The organism is Nisaea sp. (genome assembly GCF_965216895.1).
Classification (GTDB): Bacteria; Pseudomonadota; Alphaproteobacteria; order Thalassobaculales; family Thalassobaculaceae; genus Nisaea.
This window is the reverse complement of the sequence record NZ_OZ244205.1, coordinates 3,722,354-3,741,336: the sequence shown is the minus strand read 5'-3', so window position 1 is coordinate 3,741,336 and position 18,983 is coordinate 3,722,354. Positions and strand designations below refer to the sequence as shown.

Genomic DNA, 18,983 nt, shown 5'->3' with positions numbered 1-18,983 from the left:
CGACAAGTTCTCTGGAAGCTCATCCATGACTCGACCCGGCATCGAGACCCGATGACTCTATTGCTGCAAATATTCGACGCCGACCTCAGGACCTCTCAACGCCTTCCAGCGCACGCATCACCCGCCGCATGATTTTCCTGCGCGACTTTTCGTCCGCGGCGGCTTCCAGCTCGGCCCGGAGACGCAGGGAAAACTCCGCCAGTTCGTTGTGCCAGTCCGGTCCGCGGACCGCTTCAGGCGAGAGGCGCCGGACCGCCTGCTTCTGCCGGATCTTCGCGCGGCCGCCGGAGAGATCCACCACATCGTCCAGTTTCGGAATCACGATCCGCTCGGGCTCGACCCCCTTCGCCACCAAAGCATCGCGCATCGCTGCGAGCGCCTCTTCCTCGCCGTGTGTCAGGAAGATACCGGATTTGACCGGCAGCCGCTCGGTCAGCCAGTCGACCAGTTCGTCGCCGTCCGCATGGCCCGAATAGACGTCGATCCGCCGGATCGCCGCCTTCACGCGGAGTTCCTCGCCGAAGATGGTGACCGCCTCGGCGCCGGCCGCGAGGATCGCCCCGAGCGTCCCCGGCGCCTGGTAGCCGACCAGCAGAACCGTCGCGTCAGAGCGCCAGAGATTCTGCTTCAGGTGATGGCGGATGCGCCCCGCCTCGCACATGCCGCTGCCGGCGAGAATGATCGCGCCGCCATGAATGCGGGCGATCCGCTTGCTGTCGTCGACCGATTCGGTGAAGCGGATATTCGGGCGCCGGAAACCGTCGCCGCCGGCCGGCATGTCCTCCAGTATCGCAGCGTTCTTTTCGAACACCTCGGTCGCCCGGATCGCCAGCGGCGAGTCGAGGAAGACGGGCGCCGCGGGGATTGTTCCCCGGTCGAACAAAGTGCCGAGATCGATCAGCAGTTCCTGCGTCCGCTCGACGGCGAAGACCGGGATCAGCAAGTTCCCGCCTCGCGCGAGCGCCGCATTCACCTCTTCGGCCAACACCGCCCGCCGGCGTTCCGGCCCCGCGTCTTCGCGTTGCCGGCCGCCATAAGTCGCCTCGCAGCAGATCCAGTCCCAGTTCTCGGGTGCCTCGGGATCGGGATGGAGCAGCTTGCGGTCCGGGCCGATATCGCCCGAGAACAGGAGCCTGGAAATCCGGCCGCCCCGCTCCCCGGTCGAAACCTCGACCTCGATCGAAGCAGATCCCAGAATGTGCCCGGCATTCCAGAACCGGGCGCGCACGCCGTCACCGACCTCGCGCCAGCTGTCGTAGTCGACCGGGGAAAAACATTCCATTGCGGCCTGCGCGTCGTCCTTGCCATAGATCGGCGTGACCGCAGGTCGGCCGCGCCGGGCGTTCCGCCGGTTCAGCCGTTCCACTTCCACCTCCTGGATCGACCCGCTGTCCGCCAGCATGTAGGTCAGCAGATCCATGCTGCCCCTCGTCGCGAAGACCGCTCCCGAAAAGCCCTGCTTCACCAGTTTCGGAATCAGGCCGGAATGGTCGATATGGGCATGGGTCAGCAGGACAAAGGAGATCTTCTTCGGGTCGAAGGGAAAGGCGCCGTAATTCAGCTCCTTCAGGGTCTTGGAGCCCTGGAACATGCCGCAATCGACAAGGAACTGGCATCTATCCGTCCTGATCCAATAGCAGGATCCGGTCACGGTCCCGGCCGCGCCGCAGAATGTCAGGATCATGCGATGTCACTCCGTCGGTTGCGCCATGTATCCGCATCCTTGCAGCCGCACCGTGCCCGATCGCCGGACATCGATCGAGACGAGGCGTCGCAGCGCCGGTTTCGCTGCTGGAGCATTGCCCGTCCTTGCTTCAGTTTCTAGAGTCGCACGCACCAACCGACAGATGACCTCCCGACTATTGTCCGCTCCGGACCGTCGCGCAATTGAGTAACGCCAACAAATGGGGCTTCGCATGAGCACCCTCTCTGGGGAAGATAACGCCTACTTTCTCGAACTCTATGCCCGCTACCGGCGGGACCCTCGTTCGGTTCCCGCAGACTGGGCCATCCACTTCGAGGATCTCGACGGAAGCACACATCGCGCAGCGAACGATGCGTCCGCACTCGCGAGGGAGCTTCGGGACGCCTATCGGCGTTTCGGTCATCTCGAAGCACAGCTCGACCCACTCTCGGCGAACGGCCACCGCGCGCCCGCCCTCACGCGTCTGCGCGCCCGCCTCGCTCAGTCGGGCGGTGAGACGGGCGGCCTCGACTTCGCCGGCGGGACGCGGCGCCTGCCCCTGGCGGAAACGGACGCCCTGCTGCGATCGGTCTATAGCGGGACCGGCGCGCTGGAAGCCGATCATCTGCATGACGAGGCCGAAAGGGACTGGCTGTACGAGGCTTTCGAAACCGTCTTCTCCACGCCATTGTCCGAAACCGCGCTGGCGGCCACCCTGGAGTCCATCGCCCTCGTCGACGAGTTCGAGGGCTTCATGCACCGCAAGTTCACGGCCAAGAAGCGCTTCGGCAGCGAAGGCGCGGAGTCCTCCATCGTCCTGCTCCGGGAACTGTTGAGAACCGCCCCGGAGCACGCAGTGCGCGAAGTCGTGATGGGGGGCATGCATCGTGGGCGGCTGGCGACTCTCGCCGTCGGCTTCGGCAAGAATCCGGCCACGCTGGCGGCGGAACTGATGGGCCGCGATCTGTCGGACGGCGCCGCCTTCACGGGCGACGTACCCTACCACCTCGGCTATACGGGCCAGACGGAAATCGGTGGACAGAGTCTGGCGCTGACCATTCTTCCGCACCCGTCCCACCTGATGGTCGTCGCCCCCGTCGCATTGGGATTCGCCCGCGCCAAGACGCGCCGGGATGCCGGAAATCCGGGTGCGGTTCTCCCTGTCCTCGCCCATACCGACGCGGCATTTTCCGGACAGGGCCTGACCTCCGAACTGCTTCAGCTCAGCGGTCTCGAAGGCTACAGCGCGGGCGGCTCGATCCACCTGGTCGTCAACAACCAGATCGGCTTCACCACGATGCCGTCGGAAGGAAGAAGCGCGCATTACTGCACCGACGTTGCAAAGCTCGTCGGCGTGCCGGTGCTGCACGTCAATGGCGACGACCCGGAAGCGGTTGCACGGGTCGCCGGACTGGCGATGGCCTGGCGGGCAAAGTTCGAGAAAGATATCGTGATCGATCTCGTCTGCTACCGGCGCAACGGTCACAACGAGCTCGACGAGCCGCGCTTCACCCAGCCGCGGATGTGGAAACGTATCGACGACCTTCCGAGCCTCAGGCAGGTCGCGGCGCAGAAATTCCGGGACCGGACGCCGCACTTGCTTGCCGCGGCCGACAGCGCCGCCGAGCGCTATCGCGTCCGCCTGCAGGACGGGTTCGAACGCGCCGCGGATGTGATGCCGAACGAGGAAAGCATCCAGGACGGCGCGTGGGCGACGCAGACGGCGACCACCGAGGAGGCCCTGCTGCAGCCTGTGACCACCGGATTTCCGGTGGACCGCCTTCGGGAGATTGCGCTCGCCGCGAGCCGGATCCCCGACGGCATCGATGCCCACCCCAAGGTCCGGAGGTTCTACGAGGCGCGCGCGGAGACCATTCAGTCCGGCACGGGCATCAATTTCGCCACCGCCGAGGCCCTCGCCTTCGCCAGCCTGCTGGCCGAGGGCTCGAAGGTGCGTTTGTCCGGCCAGGACGCCGTGCGCGGCACCTTCACCCAGCGCCATTTCAGGGTGCATGACCTCCTGGCCGACAGGGCCTGTATTCCCCTCGCCGCTGCGGCGGGAGAGCCGGGAATGCTGGAGTTGATCAACAGCCCCCTGACGGAATACGGCGTGCTCGGCTTCGAATACGGGCACAGCCTCCTCGACCCGGCACAGCTCACGCTCTGGGAAGCACAGTTCGGCGATTTCATGAACGGCGCACAGATCGTGGTCGACCAGTACATCGTCTCGGCCGAGGCGAAGTGGCGACTTCGGTCGGGCCTGGTCATCCTGCTGCCGCACGGGCTCGAGGGCCAGGGACCGGACCACTCCTCCGCCAAGATCGAACGGATCGCCCAGCTCTATGCCGGCGGCAACCTGATCCTGGCCAACCCCAGCACGCCGGCCAATCTCTTCCATCTGCTCCGACGCCAGATCAAGGCGCCCTGGCGCAAGCCGCTGTTCCTCATCGCCCCGAAATCGCTGCTGCGCTCCCGCGATGCCGTCTCGACGCTCGCCGGGATGGGCGAGAATACCGGCTTCGAGCCGGTCATCGTCCTCCCCTGCGCCCGCCCGGACCGCGTCCGGCGCGTCGTGCTCTGTTCCGGCAAGATCTTCTACGACTTCGACCGGCGACGGAGAGAGGCCGGGCTGGAGGAAACCGTTCTTCCGATCCGCATCGAGCAGATCTGCCCGTTCCCCATCGAAGCTTTGCGGCGCGCCCTCGCTCCCTTCGACAAGGCCGAGCTGGTCTGGCTTCAGGAGGAAGCGGAAAACCAGGGCGCCTGGCCTTTCGTCCGCGACGCCCTCGCGACCGGCGGAATCGAGCTTTCGCGGACAATGCCGATCGTCGCCCGCCCGCCCCTGCCGGTCGCGGCCGGCGGGTCGATCGTGCGGCACGAGCGCGAACAGGATGAAATCCTGCAGCGCGCGCTGTCTCTCTGAGACGACTGTTTGGGAAAGGTGGTGGGCCCGGAGGGACGGTAACCCTCACCCAGAAATATAAATATATTTCAATATAATAAAGGAATTCGCCCGGCTTGGTTTCCCCCAACCTTTCCCCCAACCTTTCCCCCAATTTGGGTAACTTGTTTAGACAAAACACCCAATCAGTCTGGCTTCGACCGCAAAGCCGATTCCACAGGTAGCCTCAGCCATTCTGGAAGCGCGGAACTAGCATCGAGTTGATGACGTCAAGATCGGCGCTCGCGGTTGATGGGCTCGGTCCGATACACCCGGCGACTCACGGACGAGGCGCACATCGCGCGAGACGCAGAAAGACACCCCAAGGACGCCCGCTAAGAGATCTACGCAGGCAGACCAACCAAACCCAGCCAAGGCGCCCCCAGGAGGGCTTAAAATGCCTCTGAAGAGCTTCTGCATGCGGATCGCATGAACAAACGCGGAAAACATTCGCCCCGCATCGAGTATTAGTGGGCCGAAAACATGTAACTGCAAAATGATTAAAAAGCTCAACCCCCCGGTTTTCTCTCTTAATAGAATCTTATAAGAGACGAAAATCAGGGGTTGAGCTTTTTAATTTCGCAGTTTTCTGGGGGATTCGGGGAATTGACTGACGCAAACGCTACAGCGGGTCAATCCGAAGGGGCTGCTTTTGGGCGAAAACGGCGAACTAAGATTTTGTCGTTCACTTCGGATCAGGAACGCGGGACATAACGATGCAGACGAGGCCGCAACTTAGCTCCTGAGCCAAAACCCAATTGGAAGCGCTCGACGGGAAGACCGACGAAAAACTCAGCCAGTTCAGACGCAGGTCCGCTCAACCGTCATCTTGAGTCCCTAATCCGGAGTACGGTTTGCCGTGTCGTTTTGAACCGGCGCGCGGTTTCGGAGACAGAGACGCCTTCACGAAGGCATTGGTTGATCCCGTCCGCCTCCTCCCATGCTTGCTTCTTCGGGCGCCCAAGTTTCTTACCCTCTGCTTTCGCTCGCTGCAGTCCCGCCTGCGTCCGCTCGACGAGGATATCCCGCTCAACTTCGGCCACCGCCGCAAGCGTACCCATGATGATCTTGCCCGCCGGGCTCGTCAGATCGACATCCCCAAGCTGAAGTACCTTCACTGCGCAATCCAGATCGCTGAGGCGCCGAACGGTGTTGTGGATATCCGCTGCGTCGCGCCCAAGCCGATCTAACTTCGCAACAACGAGCCGCTTGGGTTTCTTGGTTCGTTCAATCGCGTCCACCAGCTTCACGAACTCCGGACGTTCGATAGCGGGGACGGAACCGCTGATCGTATCCTTGTAGACCGCATCTAGCTCATAGCCCTGCCGCTCGATCTCCACGATCTGATTCTCGGTGGTCTGACCTGCGGTGCTTACACGGGCATATACGTACGTCTGCATGGTGGTTGTCCATTAGTGACCAAAAACCATGTCCAAAATATGACCTGTCCGTAATTAGTCAACCGTACTTTTTGGACACCTCATTCCACATACTTGGCGGCCTGTCCGCAAACGGTCGTTATTGAACGGTTAGCTCCCAATGCCACACGCAATTGAATCAACCGACGAGATAAGCAGCCCCAAATCCAAACAGCGGGCCAGCAAATCGCTATCGCTGACAGATTTCGATTTTCATCACCTATGTTTATCAAATATATTCGCCAAAAGATTGTTCAAATGGCAGATTCTGGGCGTCAAAATCAATTGGCCCCTGCGGGACAGCGTATCTTGTGAGAATAAAAAAATTTCGGAGAGCAAATGCTTCCCAGGACCAGCGAAATTGACGCTCTGAATCTCGATTCAGAAGAGACTGACCACCGCGAGCAGTGCCTATTGATGTTCTCTGGAGGGCGAGATTCTACCCTGGCTGCGGTCCGGTTAGCCCAGGCAAACTCGCCTATTCGACTAATAACCGTGACATCAAATCATCTTATTGGCATTGAAAACGTACGCATACGTCTGAAAGAATTATCTAGACACCTTCATCCAGAGACCGAATGGATCCACGTCCATCAGCCTCTCGATCTAAAGACAGATGTCTCCTTCTATGAACAGACATGCCTGCCCTGCCACCACGCATATGTCGTCGTTTCTGCAGCCATAGCAAGATGGTATAAAGCGAAGCGTCTAGCATTTGGATATGCTGGATATCAATCAGACTGGCCCGAACAAACTCCTCTCGCGACCTCTCGACTTAAGCACGTCCTAGCAAGGCACGGAATCAACCTCGAACTGCCCACATACGACATCGCCACCAGAGCTGCAGCCTTGAAGGAGCTTGAGAAGTTATCTCTCAGCACAGACGCACTTGAGCAGAAATGCTCGCGACAAGTGACCAATGTCTCTTTATCCCCCGACCGCTTAGAGCAACAAGTCGCGCTCTGGGAATCCGCCATAGACAAATCTTTAACGTCGTTAGAACAAATTCCCATTTATGAAATTGAAAAGGATATTATTGGAAATTTAAAATGAACGAGCCAATTGAACAAATCACCTCTTCATTAGATCCTACCGCCATAATATTAACACCTTGGACAATTATGACCGCCACGGCTGGACTAGTGGCGTTTCATATCGGATTGTATACACTGATCGGAAGAGAAAGGAAATCACCATATGTTATAAACAGCGCATTCCCTATATTTATCTTTAGCCTAATTGTTGTTATTTTATCTATCGCATCTATTTTTTTTGATAAACCTTACCAAAAATACATCCTCCAATGCTCGACAATTGTCTTACTAATAGCCCTTATTTTGTCAATAATTACGGTATTTCGAATCACGATAAGATTTAAATATTTTGTCGATACAATAAACCCAAAGCACTTGCCAATTTTTAGATTTGCTAGACGATATAAATACAATAAAAATAGGGCACCTACGTACGAACACAATCCAAAATCTATTTCTGGATCTATAAAATCGTCAATAATTGATTATTTCCAAAAACGCGATAACGCGAATTTTTGCGTATTTGATAGGGATTTTTGCGACTCTCTTTCAATAAAGACGAACAATAAAAATCAATCCGACGATATACTGATAGACCTTTCTCTTATTTTTCTTAAATCTAATAATCTTGTTCAATATTTAACCGCTTCACGTCACCCAATTGAATTTATTGGAAAACTTGAAAATGCCGTAAAAGATAGAGAATCTGAATGGACTGATTTTCAAAATAGAATTGTTGCTATCGATGCATACTCTCCACATTTCGCTTTTACAGATTCTATTTATGAAAAAAAATCGCAGGCAATTGAAGAGCTAGGTGTAACCCTCATAGAATCAAGCATGACCTACGCCGGAATGCATAGCGCTTCTTCAAAAGCATTTAATGCTCTCAAAAAGAAAAGCCAATCCGACACTCGAACGCCAACGCTGGTCATATACGAGGGCACGCAAGCGCTAGCTGACCTTGAATCAGCAGAACAATATAGGATATTCGTCCGCCACGTGATTCCGTCTGAACGAATGTGGGGGGGAATGTTCACCGTCTTTTTGGAGAGCCCTTGCGATGATGCGAATTGGAAACTCCTTCAATCATACGCCAGTATGAGCGTTGACCTGACCGGATTAGAACCAAGTTCCGAATAACCAATTTCGGTAAGAGGCTGGTATTACCGAGTGGATGGGCGTGACAATGACGGGTGAACGATTTCTAGACCCATTGTATGGGCTCGTGGAGCTAGAGTCAGACATACGTGCTCTAGTACAAACCCCGGTCGTGCAACGGCTACGGCATGTACGCCTATCGAATATCGATTCGATCGATATGCCGTCTATTGCGAACCTCTCTCGCTTTGAGCATGTACTTGGTGTTGCACATCTCGCCGAAACCGCAGGGTTTCGGACGAACTTAACTCGATTGGAAGACCTCTCCCTAAAAGCAGCCGCTCTCCTTCACGACTGGGCAATCACTTCCTTTGGCCACCTAGTCGAAGAAGCCCTCCAATACGTCGGCGCAACGTTCCACCATGAACAACGGCTGAGCGACATTTTATTCGGAGAAGGGCGAGAAGAGCTACTTGGCGTAGATCTACAGATTTTGCTTGGGCGCTCAGCAGGTCTTCGTGATTGGGCCAAAAAAGCGGTGGGCTCTGACAGCAATGAATTGTTGCGCGGAATCACGAACCATATTCGAGGTAAAGGAAAATTCGGCCCCGCAATAGCGGGGGACATAGACCTTGATAATATCGATAATGTATATCGAATGGCATTTCATATGGGTCTAGAAATTGATAAAAAAGCACCAGAACGGTTGTCTAAATCAATGGTTTCCGTCGACTATGAAAACCGAGAGATAATATTTCTCGAACAAGCACTTGATGATCTGATGAATTGGCAGGTCACACGGAAAGACGTTTACACCCATTTAATGCTTTCTGAAAACGATTTCATCGGAAAGATGATGATTCTATACGCAACTATTGAAGCGTATCAGAATGAAATAATAAGCGAAGATGACTGGAAACTTGTTGATTTTGATTTTATTAACAAAATGACCAAATCAAATATCAAAAGTGTCCGCGAAGCATCTCAACGCTGGATTGTTGGTGAACTATGGGATTCTATTCCGCTTCACTGGATGTCAGGAATCCGCCCTGCCTACAAGAATATGCTGAGTTTTTCCGAGCTAGCCAGTGATGCAATCAACCGACCGTGCTTTGCATATGGCATTAAAGACAAGCGGAACCGCCCTCTCTCAATCACATTTGATAATGGAAACAAGGTTACACTAGGTTGCACCAGTGATCGGTGGCTACTAGGCATCGGCTCGCCGACACGAAGATCATTCACCCAAAATGAAACAAATACATTGCTTGAATTAGCGTGTTCCACCTTCGGAACCTGCGTTGTCCCTGAGGACACAGTAGCTACAAACGATCAGGCAAGCTTGTTTTGATTGACTTAACACTTTTAGATCAAGTCGACTGGAACTTCCCAGGAGTTGGAAATTCTCCTAATTCTGTTCACGGCGTTCATTGGTTTCCAGGAAACTTCATTGCGCAAATACCTTCGGCTCTGATTCAGGTACTATCTAAGCCGGGAGATGTCGTTTTCGATCCATTCTCAGGTAGCGGTACTACCGCAGTAGAAGCACTCCGACTGAATCGGAACGCTATTGCGTCTGATCTTATGTCTCCTGCCCTAGTCATAGCAGGCGCCAAAATCGCTCTAGCAAATGGATTGTTCGAACGCCAACATCGCCGCAATCTACTCGCCCAATTAGCTTTTGAACATGAGTGCGAGACTGATCAAATTGGCGCTCACGGTGAAGGAAGTGATCCACTGCTTTCTGAATGGTATTCACCGCAAACATTAGCGCAGCTAAGGTACCTTTGGTCGATTGTCGATCAAAATGAGAACGGTGTTCGACAAGTTCTTTTGGCAATTTTTTCTGAAACGTTGTTCGAATGTGCCTCGACAGCCGGATCTCAAACTAGAACAGGAAAGCGCCGCAGGCACCATTGGGGTTGGGTTGCTGACAACGTAAAACCCCGGATTCCAGTAAACCATAACGCCATCTCGATTTTTGCTCATCGTCTCGCCAGTCTCGATCTCGTGGAGTCTCTGGAAACTTCCTGCACGACACTTCTCTTGCGTCAGGACGCCAAAATGCTCGCTCTCGGAGACTCTTCAATTGATCTAATTGTCACTTCCCCGCCTTATGCAGGAGTAATTGATTACGCAGGCGCTCACCGGATGCTTTACTTATGGATGGGGTGGCCATTTCTTAAGGAAAGAACTTTCGAGATCGGCGCTAGATATCGTCGCTCTCGCAAAAACGCTGTTCAAGAATATTTGGACGAAATTATACCTGTTCGCGATGAGTTGTTTCGGGTGCTGAAACCTGGCGGATATTGCGCAATGGTTATTGGAGCATCAAGGAAATTCCCAACCGTTGTGGGGAAATTTTCTGATGTTTTCACGCAAAGAATGCCAATTGCATGGGGCCCTGTCTCGCGTACCCCCTCCAGACGTCGAGTTTCTGATAGATCCGCAACCGACTCTCTTGAGTTCATATTTATTTTTCAGAAGCCATGAAAACTTTTATTTTTGGCCCCTCTTGCGTCGGGAAGACAAGCATTTCAAAAGAGGTTGCACGAATTCTGTGCCAACCGATACGTGCGTGTGGCGACATTGTACGAAACCGAGCGGCGGAACTGAAGATTGATATTGCTGCCTTGCCGCAGTCCGAGCACCGATTGATTGACCGGGCGACATTGACCTGGGCGACGGAACACGGGGATTGCATCGTTGAGGGCCGATTTCTCGACGCGTTTGCGCGAGACATTAACCAACCACTTCTCTTGGTAGAATTAGTGGCAACGAAAGAAACCCGCATTCAACGATGGAGGTCTCGTATCGGGTCGAGTTTTTCCGCCGACGACTTGACCCATATCGATGAGGAAGATTTTGCGCTGAGATCGCAACTTTTCTCAGATCGAACCACCGGAAACGCGGATATAAGGTTTGATACGACAGATCGTTCAATAGAAGAGTGTGTATCATGGTTAGTAAATGCAATCAGGGAGGAGGCGGCTCGACCTTCCTAAGCCGGTTGCATCCCTATCCAGCGATGGTCGCTGACGAGTTAGCGCTCAGCCTTGCCGATGAATACGTACATCCAGGCGCCAGAGTGCTGGATCCATTTTGTGGATCTGGTCGGTTCCTGTCCGCGAGCAAATCAGCATCGCTGCGCGTTGGTCTAGACGTCAATCCACTGGCGTGCTTGGTCGCTAACGCAAAGCTATCCCAAGCAAGGCCCGAGGTGATAGCGAACGGCCTTTCACAACTCGATCATGCTCGCAAGAATTGCACTTCAACTAAAATTAAGACTTTCGAACGGAAAGTTGATTGGTTTTCGGAAGAAGCCATAGACGAATTGGGTCAAATTATAACTTGGATAAACAGCCTAAATTTAAATAAACCGGAACTTTTTTTATTTGCCGCGACCCTAAGCGCAGCCACACGAGATTCATCATATGCGAGGAAATCTGGATGGAAGCTGCATAGATTAGATTCTGAGTCACGCGAACAGCTCAAAGTCTCCGCGTGGGAAAAATTCACAAACCGACTTCAATACTGTTATAAACAACTTCTAAAAGATGAAAAACGCACAGGAAAAACAATTATTAAAAACAAAGATATAAGGAGATTTTCGCACCTCAAACGCAACAAAAAAAATCAAGCTTTGTTCGATGTCGCCCTGACTTCTCCGCCTTATGGAGATTCACGAACAACTGTCCAGTATGGTGCCGCCTCATCGCTCTGCTTGTCGATTGTAAGTCATATAGCCGGCCTAGAAAGGCTTGCAAAAACTGGAGGGGCGATTGATGCCGAATGCCTTGGAGGTAGAATAATTCCAGATACGGGAATTTCTTCGCTTGGCCGATATTGGAATGGTGAAGCACAAAGCAGGGAAGGCCGAATGGTCGTTCAATTTCTGTCAGACTATGCAGCAGCCTGCAAAGCTATAGCCACCAACATTGCCCCAGGCGGCAAAGTAGTTCTCGTTGTTGGAAGACGAACAACCGGAGGCGCCCCACTTCTTCTCGATTCATTCTCAATCGATAGGTTCACCGAACAAGGATTTCACTTGGAAAAACAAACAGAGCGATTCCTAAAAAGCAAAAGAATACCGAACACAATTAATCGATTTGCCAGATCAAATAAAAAATCAAGCGACCGAGACGCAATTGTAAAAACAATGGATAGAGAAATAATAATAACACTCAACAAGTCAACAAGAACAGAAAAAATAACAAAATAAAAATAAAACCACGTTACGGACATTTGTAATTTCTATATTTTCGATAGAAAATTTTTTATATCAAAAAATCTTAGATAAACTGATTGTATTATTTTTCAATGCCCGTTGCGCAAGTTTACACGCGCACCAATTCGTTCAACGGAGAACGGAAACTTAATCCGGCTCACGGCTTTGGATAATTCCCCAACCCCATAACCAAGCCCATACCTCCGCCCTTCTGACGAAGGCGCGTGCCCCAACAAGCTATCGACTTGGATTTCAAGCAAACCACTCTCAAGAGCGATATCCCGGAAAGAATGCCGGAAACTATGTGCCGGGGCTTTACGCGGATCTTTGATACCAACTCGTTCCCGAATGAATTTCTGGACGCGCTTGGTTGCCAGACCTGAAACACGTCCACGGACATCAGGCGCTATGTCGAATAGCCTCTCAGAAGCCCTAGAACTGGCCCAATCAAGAAATCCGACCCGTATTAGGTTTTGATGTATTGGAACCGCTCTACGGCTTTCCTCAGTCTTCAGGCGCTTGCCTCCTTCTCCCTCAGGATCGTCCAAGATCGACAGGTAGTGAAACCCCGACTCCTCTGCGAGGTCACTTTTCCGAAGCTGAACAATCTCACCAAGCCGCGCTCCTGTATGAGCCAGGAGCAGCACGAGCCATTCAGTGTCTGAAAGCTCCTTATTTACCGGAATATGGCTAACGATCTTCCGCAGATCATCGGGGGTATAGGGGAGGCGCCGACGCCTTCCATTGTCGGCGACTCGAACGCCGTCGAATGGGTTCACGTCAATCGTGCCCGACTCCTCCGCGATAGAGACAATAGCGCGCAGCAAACCCAATCGCTTGCGCACAGAGGTAGCCGAAATCGTTGGCAAGTCTTGCCCCTTTGTCTCTTCAAGGATTTCCGGTACGCGCTTCCGGATCATCTCTTTCGGGAGATGCTTGGGAAATGAGATCATTGCAGCGCGATAGTCGCGAACATGCTGCTTAGTAAGTTCAGCGAGGGCCAAATCACCGTTGACCTCAATGAACCGCTTAACCGCGCTCTCCGCTTCGCTGACAGTGTCACCTACCGGCGCGCGTAGCTGTTTCCATTCATCAAAAGCATCCCAAATACCGCCAATTGTCCTGCCTCCATTGGCGCCCGACTGACCTACTGACGCTCTTGCGGCCTTTTCGGCTGCACCAAGCTCCTGAGCGGTAGTCTCACGGGCTTTTCGTTGCGCTTCTTGAAGCCTCTCCATCTCCCCCAGAGCGCCGGTGGGCGGAAGGCCAAGCTCGTCAGCGGCACTCAGCAGGTATTTCAGGGTTCGCTTCTGATACCACTCTTGCCCCGCCTGATACCGCTCGACCTCTTCCGATACGCGGTCGGCGTCAGCGGGTTCAGCCGGGTTGAACGACCTTATCCCAGCGCGCTCAAGCAACTCATTTGCTTCGTAGAGTTTTTGCTGGTCGATGCCGCGAAGCCGGTCAATCAGCCGATCATGTTCGAGCGCGAGAGGGCGAGCTTTCCATTCGGCTTCCCTTTCGCTGGTCGTCTCCAACGAAATTCGCCATCTGCGCTTCCCGATCATCTCCATCAGGTCGCGGGGAATTCCACGCTCGTAGTACCAGACAGATCCGCGTTTAGTGATGAATTTCCCGGCCAATTTTCCCCCACCCTTTCCCCCAGACGAACAACCGGAAACCTATTGATACCGGCCACTTACGTCAAATCAATAGGTTGGGGAAAAGGTGGTGGGCCCGGAGGGATTCGAACCCCCGACAACACCGTTATGAGCGGTGCGTTCTAACCGCTGAACTACAGGCCCTATCGCCGCGAGAAATGCGGGAAAGCTGTTATGCGCACCCGCGGCGGTGCCGTCAACCGGGCTGCGGTCTCCAGGCCCGCTTCGCACAAAAAAGAGCCCGGCCGAAAGGCCGGGCGAGTCAGGCTTATGTCGGGCCGGAGATCAAGAGACGGCCCGAACCGCCAGGGATTGAAGTCAAGCCCCGCGAAGGTGCCCCGGGTTCAGCCGGCGGCGCCCTCCTGCACGATGGTGTAGCGGGCCGTGCAGATGCTGCGCGTCTCGCTGGCGATCTTGTCCCAGACCTTCCGCGCCTCGCTCTGGTCGCCGAACGGACCGAACAACTGCTCGGTTCCGTCGATCAGCTGGCTGAAGCGGGTGTCTGTATATTCCCCGCCGATGACCCAAAAACGCTTGCTCATGTCCTGTCTCCTTGTCCTCGTGGATAGTCCGGGAGCCGGCGGGCGTGATTGATGTGGTGGCCGCCCGCCGGTGCCGCTCTCCCGGACACGTTTCCTCCCTTAACCCCGTTTATTCAGCCGCCGTGCGGGCCGCTTCCTCGTTCTCGTAGAACTGGGCTTCCTCGGTCGAGCCGGTCAGAGCGGTGGTCGAAGAGGCATCGCCCTTGATTGCTGTCGCGACCGCGTCGAAATAACCGGTGCCGACTTCGCGCTGGTGCTTGGTCGCGCTGTAACCACGGCTCTCGGCGGCGAACTCGGCATCCTGCAGTTCGGAATATGCCGCCATGCCGCGGTCACGGTAGCCCGAGGCGAGCTCGAACATGCCGTAATTGAGCGAGTGGAACCCGGCCAGGGTAACGAACTGGTACTTGTAGCCCATGGCGCCGATCTCGCGCTGGAAGCGGGCGATGTCGTCCTTGTCGAGATTCGCTGTCCAGTTGAAGGAGGGCGAGCAGTTATAGGCCAGCATCTGGTCCGGGAATTCCCTGCGGACCGCCTCGGCGAAGCGCTTGCACTGCTCGAGATCCGGCGTCGAGGTCTCCATCCAGAGCAGGTCGGAATAGGGCGCATAGGCGAGCGAGCGGGCGACGCAGCGCTCGAAGCTGGTGCCCTCCTTCAGGCGGAAGAAGCCCTCGGCGGTGCGCTCGCCGGTCAGGAACGGACGGTCGCGCTCGTCGACGTCGCTGGTGACCAGCTTGGCGCTTTCGGCGTCGGTACGGCAGATCACCAGGGTCGGCACGCCCTCGACATCGGCGGCGAGGCGCGCGGCATTCAGGGTGTTGATGTGCTGCTGCGTCGGCACCAGCACCTTGCCGCCCATATGGCCGCACTTCTTCTCCGAGGCCAGCTGGTCCTCGAAATGGACCGCGGCGGCGCCGGCATCGATATAGGCCCGGGTCAGTTCGTAGGCGTTCAGCGCGCCGCCGAAGCCGGCCTCGCAATCGGCCACGATGGGGAGCATCCAGTCGGTGGCGTCATCGCCTTCCAGATGATGGATCTGGTCGGTGCGCAGCAGGGAATTGTTGATCTTGCGCGCCAGTTCGGGGCCGCTGTTCGCCGGATAGAGGCTTTGGTCCGGATACATCGCGCCGGCGAGATTGGCATCCGCCGCAACCTGCCAGCCGGAGAGATAGACCGCCTGCAGCCCGGCCTTGGCCATCTGCACCGCCTGGCCGCCGGTGACGGCGCCGAGGGAATGGACGAAATCCTCCTCATGGATCGACTTCCAGAGCCGCTCCGCGCCGCGGCGGGCGAGGCTGTGCTCGATCCGGACGGTGCCGCGCAACCGCTCGACATCGGCCGTTGTGTAGTCGCGCTTCACATTGTCGAAACGTCCGGGGGCGGTGGACGCCAGTTTCTCGAACTCGCCAGACATGTCTTTCTCCTTGTTTCGCGATCCCGTCGCGTGGCGTTGGTGTCAGTTGCGGCACCCGTCTTTCGGTGTGTGCACCGCAAAACTGAAAGCAGCCTGCAAGAGCAAACCTCTCGCGTCCATAAGTCATTGAAAGTAAAAAAGTAAATCTGTCACAATTGTAAAATTAAATGACACAAAATTGAAAATCGTGAAAATGATTGTGCAACAGCGAAAGCGCCATAAGCTGAAAAGACATCCTTTGCGGATGCGGGGAGGACAACGCGATGGAAGCGCTTGACCGCAAAGCGATGCTGGGGCCGAAGATCCGCCGTTTCAGGACCGACCTCGGCATGAGCCAGACGGAAATGGCCGGCGAGATCGGCATCTCGCCGAGCTATCTCAATCTGATCGAACACAACCAGCGACCGGTCACGGTGCCGCTGCTGTTCAAGCTCGGCCAGGCCTTCGAACTCGATCTGAAACAGTTCGCCGAGGACGACGACGCCAAGATCGTCGCCGAACTTGCCGAAGTCTTCAGCGACCCGCTGTTCCGCGACCAGCCGGTGCGTCCAGTCGAACTGCAGGAATTCGCCGTGCGCTCACCGAACGCGGCGCAGGCCATGCTGCGGCTCTATCACGCCTACCGTCAGGTCTGGGAGAACGCGCGGCATGGCTCCGGAAGCGACGGGCGCGATCCGCTTCCCGATCCTGACCAACCGCTTTCCCCGGTCCAGGCTGTGCGTGACCTGCACCAGCGCGAGGCCAATCACTTCCCCGAACTGGAAGAGGCGGCCGAAGCTCTCTGGAGAAAGGCCAATCTTGATCGCAACGACCTGTTCCGGGGCCTGACCGCCTATCTCGAGCGTGAAAAGGGCATCGCGGTAAAGGTGATGCCGGTGCATGTCATGACCGACACGCTGCGGCGCTACGATCCGCACGGACGCCGCATCCTGCTGTCCGAAGCCCTGTTGCCTTCAGGGCGCTGCTTCCAGGTCGCGGCACAGATCGCCGCGCTGGTCCATCAAGAGTTGATCGAGACCGTCATCGGCCGACTGGAGCCGGCGGATACGGAAACCCGGAACATGCTTTTCGTCGCCCTCAGCAACTATTTCGCGGGCGCGGTATTGATGCCCTACGAGGCCTTCCGGACGTCGGCCCAGGAGCTGCGGCACGATCTGGAACTACTGCGCCGCCGCTTTGGCGCCAGCTTCGAGCAGGTGACGCACCGGCTGACCACGCTGCAGCGTCCCGGAGCCCGCGGCATCCCGTTCTTCTTCATTCGCGTCGATGCAGCCGGCAACGTTTCCAAGCGCCTGAACGGCGGCGGCTTCCAGTTCGCCCGCTATGGCGGCACCTGCCCGCGCTGGGTGGTGCACGAGGCCTTCCGCACCCCGGGTCAGGTTCACACCCAGGTCGCGCGCATGCCCGACGACACCACCTTCTTCACCATTGCCCGCACGCTGGACAGCGCCGGCGGGTGGCACGAGCAGTTGCAGCCGCAGTTCGCCGTCGGGCTCGGCTGCGAAATCAAGGACGCAAGGCACCTGGTCTATGCGGACGGGCTTGACCTGCCGAAGGCGAGCAGCGCCACGCCGGTCGGCGTTTCCTGCCGGCTGTGCGAAAGGCTGGACTGCAGCCAGCGGGCCCACCCCCCGCTCAACCGCACGATCCGGGCCGACCAGCACATGAAAAAGGCGTCAGCATTTTCCTTCGAGGAATAAATTCAAAACCTTGAGTTACTCTCTAAAGCCGGTGGTAGATCTTCGGGGCTGGCGCAGGATTGGACGGATGATGCGCCGTCCGTCCACCTGATGTAGACTAATCGCAAATATCCCTTCCTGCTGAATGTGAATTGGACGGGAGACTGGCGTGAAGAAACTCTCGCGTACGATAGCATTCGCTTTGGCCTTGTTCACCGGCACCGTCGAAGCGACGGCAACGGAAAGTGACCCCGGGTTCATCGAGCTCGGGACCTTTTTCAGAGGCCAGCCGGAGGAGCGCGCAAAGTTCGAGGCCTTCGATCGGCTCGTTCAGGCGCCGGCGGTCCCTCTCGGCATCCAGCGCGATGAGCCACTGCAGATTCATGTGATTTATCCGGGTCTGCAGGTATCCGACTATTGGCACCGCAGCGTTCAGTCCTTCAGCGCCCGCATGGACGAGATCGGCATCTCCCATGAAATCACCTCGCTCTTCACCAAGAGCGCCTTTGACATCCGCCTGCAGATGAACGCCATCGGCCGGGTCCTGCGGGAGAAGCCGGATTTCCTCGTATTCACCCTCGATGCGCTTCGTCACAAGGGCATGGTCTCGCGTGTCCTCGCATCCGGACATACAAAGGTCATTCTGCAGAACATCACGACCCCCCTGACCGGTCTCGGCCCCCCGGATCCCTTGCTCTATGTCGGCTTCGACCATGAATTCGGCACCCGCATGCTCACCGACGAGTTTATTCATCGCAGCCCGAAAGGCGCCCGGTACGCGATCTTTTATGGCACGGTGGGATATGTAAGCCGTATGCGCGGCGTGACCTTCCGCCAGGCCATCGAGGATCGCACCGAATTCGAACTGGTGGGGGAGTATTATGTCGGTTTCGATCGCGGGCGCGCCCGCGAGGCCGCACGTGAACTGCTGAAGAGGGATCCGGGAATTTCCTTCATCTATGCCGCCTCGACGGATATCGCGCACGGCGTTGCAGACGCGATCGGAGAGTACGGCCTCCGCGGCAAGGTGATGGTCAACGGCTGGGGTGGAGGCGGCAGCGAACTGGACGCCATCCGCAAGGGAGAGCTTGATTTTACGGTAATGCGTATGAACGACGATAACGGTGTGGCAATGGCCGAGGCGATCCGGTTGACCATGGAAGGCCGAGCGGAAAGCGTGCCCCGGGTCTATTCCGGCGCCTTCGCCCTGATTGACCAGCAAACGCCGGATGCGACGCTCGAGCGCCTGATCGATCGAGCCTTCCGGTATTCGAGGTAGGT

The 18,983-nt window shown here is 56.1% G+C and carries 13 protein-coding genes and 1 tRNA gene; 8 read left to right on the top strand and 6 right to left on the bottom strand.

Annotation, left to right across the window (positions count from 1 at the left end; translation table 11 throughout):
* Nucleotides 1-85: 85 nt before the first annotated feature.
* Complete coding sequence (locus tag ACOOE1_RS17865; RefSeq protein ID WP_420403559.1) at nt 86-1,684, bottom strand: MBL fold metallo-hydrolase; 1,599 nt, start codon at nt 1,682-1,684, stop codon at nt 86-88.
* Nucleotides 1,685-1,916: 232 nt separating this feature from the next.
* Here ACOOE1_RS17865 and ACOOE1_RS17860 point away from each other — a divergent pair, with 232 nt between their 5' ends.
* Complete coding sequence (locus ACOOE1_RS17860) at nt 1,917-4,607, top strand: 2-oxoglutarate dehydrogenase E1 component (protein ID WP_420403558.1); 2,691 nt, start codon at nt 1,917-1,919, stop codon at nt 4,605-4,607.
* An 842-nt stretch (nt 4,608-5,449) separates the two neighbouring features.
* Here the strand turns inward: ACOOE1_RS17860 and ACOOE1_RS17855 are convergent.
* A complete protein-coding gene (locus ACOOE1_RS17855; RefSeq protein ID WP_420403557.1) occupies nt 5,450-6,025 on the bottom strand; it encodes a recombinase family protein in 576 nt (191 codons plus the stop codon).
* Between the two features lie 357 nt (nt 6,026-6,382).
* On the opposite strand from ACOOE1_RS17855, the gene ACOOE1_RS17850 reads away from it, so the two are divergent.
* From ACOOE1_RS17850 to ACOOE1_RS17830, 5 genes are all read left to right on the top strand, one after another.
* Entirely contained in the window at nt 6,383-7,096 is a 714-nt protein-coding gene (locus tag ACOOE1_RS17850) for a hypothetical protein (RefSeq protein WP_420403556.1), read from the top strand.
* Complete coding sequence (locus ACOOE1_RS17845) at nt 7,093-8,220, top strand: hypothetical protein (protein WP_420403555.1); 1,128 nt, start codon at nt 7,093-7,095, stop codon at nt 8,218-8,220. Before ACOOE1_RS17850 ends, ACOOE1_RS17845 begins: the two co-directional genes overlap by 4 nt.
* A 178-nt stretch (nt 8,221-8,398) precedes the next feature.
* Nucleotides 8,399-9,529, top strand: a complete 1,131-nt coding sequence (locus tag ACOOE1_RS17840; RefSeq protein WP_420403554.1) for an HD domain-containing protein — start codon at nt 8,399-8,401, stop codon at nt 9,527-9,529.
* The gene (locus ACOOE1_RS17835) at nt 9,526-10,671 is read left to right on the top strand and encodes a DNA methyltransferase (protein WP_420403553.1); all 1,146 of its coding nucleotides are present in this window, start codon (nt 9,526-9,528) and stop codon (nt 10,669-10,671) included. Before ACOOE1_RS17840 ends, ACOOE1_RS17835 begins: the two co-directional genes overlap by 4 nt.
* Nucleotides 10,672-11,137: 466 nt before the next feature.
* The gene (locus ACOOE1_RS17830) at nt 11,138-12,400 is read left to right on the top strand and encodes a hypothetical protein (protein WP_420403552.1); all 1,263 of its coding nucleotides are present in this window, start codon (nt 11,138-11,140) and stop codon (nt 12,398-12,400) included.
* A 95-nt stretch (nt 12,401-12,495) separates the two neighbouring features.
* On the opposite strand, the gene ACOOE1_RS17825 is transcribed toward ACOOE1_RS17830, so the two are convergent.
* From ACOOE1_RS17825 to aceA, 4 genes are all read right to left on the bottom strand, one after another.
* Nucleotides 12,496-14,049: a DUF6538 domain-containing protein gene (locus ACOOE1_RS17825; protein ID WP_420403551.1), complete on the bottom strand. Its 1,554-nt coding sequence runs from the start codon at nt 14,047-14,049 to the stop codon at nt 12,496-12,498.
* Between the two features lie 86 nt (nt 14,050-14,135).
* Nucleotides 14,136-14,211 (bottom strand) — tRNA-Ile (locus tag ACOOE1_RS17820).
* 200 nt (nt 14,212-14,411) lie between these two features.
* Nucleotides 14,412-14,609 carry a DUF4170 domain-containing protein gene (locus tag ACOOE1_RS17815; protein WP_420403550.1) on the bottom strand — a complete coding sequence of 66 codons (198 nt, stop codon included), beginning with the start codon at nt 14,607-14,609 and terminating at the stop codon, nt 14,412-14,414.
* Between the two features lie 109 nt (nt 14,610-14,718).
* Entirely contained in the window at nt 14,719-16,023 is a 1,305-nt protein-coding gene (gene aceA, locus ACOOE1_RS17810; protein ID WP_420403549.1) for an isocitrate lyase, read from the bottom strand.
* A 263-nt stretch (nt 16,024-16,286) separates the two neighbouring features.
* On the opposite strand from aceA, the gene ACOOE1_RS17805 reads away from it, so the two are divergent.
* Both ACOOE1_RS17805 and ACOOE1_RS17800 read left to right on the top strand, forming a co-directional pair.
* A complete protein-coding gene (locus ACOOE1_RS17805; protein ID WP_420403548.1) occupies nt 16,287-17,723 on the top strand; it encodes a helix-turn-helix domain-containing protein in 1,437 nt (478 codons plus the stop codon).
* Between the two features lie 148 nt (nt 17,724-17,871).
* Nucleotides 17,872-18,981 (top strand): substrate-binding domain-containing protein, encoded by a 1,110-nt coding sequence (locus tag ACOOE1_RS17800; protein ID WP_420403547.1) that lies wholly within the window; start codon nt 17,872-17,874, stop codon nt 18,979-18,981.
* Nucleotides 18,982-18,983 lie beyond the last annotated feature (2 nt).